1 protein-coding gene is annotated in these 1,392 nt (G+C 62.4%); it reads left to right on the forward strand.

Annotated elements, in window-relative coordinates; translation table 11 throughout:
- A partial coding sequence (locus OKA11_RS24300; RefSeq protein WP_267225187.1) for a family 43 glycosylhydrolase occupies window positions 1-1,070 on the forward strand: 1,070 nt, incomplete at its 5' end.
- Window positions 1,071-1,392: the final 322 nt, after the last annotated feature.

A 1,392-nucleotide genomic window follows, 5' to 3' on the forward strand; every position in this document is an offset into this window, starting at 1 on the left:
ACCTCTTCTTCAACGAAGGAAAGCGCGTCCGCCTTGCGGCCGATGGCCTGGCAACGGCAGGCGCTGTCGAAACCGCCTACGAGGCCTGGCACTACCCCGATGACTGGATCACCGAGGCCTGGTCGCCGGAGGGGCCCAAACTGTTCCGGCGTGGCGATTGGTTCTACCTCGTCAACGCGGTGGGCGGAACCAGCGGCCCTGCCACCGGTCACATGATCGTGGTCGCACGCTCGCGCTCGATCCACGGTCCTTGGGAGCATTGTCCGCATAATCCCATCGTACGCACCCGGTCCGAAAACGAACCGTGGTGGTCGCGCGGCCACGCGACGTGCGTCGAGGGGCCCGGCGGGCGCTGGTTCATGGTCTACCACGGCTACGAGAACGGCTATCACACGCTCGGGCGCCAGACGCTCCTCGAGCCGATTGAATGGACACAAGACGGTTGGTTCAGGGCAACCGGAGGAGACCTCTCGCGACCGCTTCCAAAGCCTGCCGGGCAAGCGCAAACGCACGGAATGGCCCATTCCGACTTCTTCGAGCAGGCATCGCTGGGTCGGCTCTGGAGCCTCTATGCCAGCGCTCCGGACGAGGCCGAGCGGATCCGTGTGGCAAACGGCGCACTGATCCTCACCGGCAAGGGTACTGGCCCCGCTGACAGTTCACCGCTCACACAGCAGGCGGGAGACCGCGCCTACGAGATCGAGGTAGAACTGGAACTGGTCGGCGACGCGCAGGGAGGTTTGCTGTTGTTCTTCGACGATCGTCTGTTCCTCGGCATGGGCATCGACGGCAAGCGAATGACGACCTATCGCGGCGGCAAGGCGTCCTACTGGTCCGAACCCGCGCCCGCCGCCCGGCGCATGCATATGCGCATCACCAACCAGGATCAGGTCGTAACCTTCTACTACAGCCTCGACGGGAAGACCTGGATTCGCCACGGCGTGCGCAGCTACGTCTCGGGTTACAATGCCAACACACTCGACAATTTGCTCAGCTTGAGACCTGCGCTTTTCGCGGCAGGTCAGGGCAAAGTGAACTTTCGCGCATTCGGTTATCGTGCCCTGGCATAGACATTCACCACATCGCCGAACGCAAAGGGATGGCCGAGAGCCCACACGCACAACGCCGGGTTCCCCCGCCAGCCGGATCGACGAGCCACCTTCCTGGAACGGGCGCGGCCGGGCTGGAGCGTGACTGCCCGATCGACAGGCCTATAGCCTCCCGGCTTCGGGCGGCTCCAGGTGCATGCTTCATAGAACTTTCCGAACCATCAGGTGATTTCACTAGAGCGTTTTTCGAACGGAGTGGAACACGCAGTGACTCGGAAAAAGCGCGGAAAACAAAGAATCTGGAGAGCCCGATCTGATTCAATCAGATCGGAAAACGCTCTAG

The organism is Novosphingobium clariflavum (genome assembly GCF_026420865.1).
GTDB lineage: Bacteria > Pseudomonadota > Alphaproteobacteria > Sphingomonadales > Sphingomonadaceae > Novosphingobium > Novosphingobium clariflavum.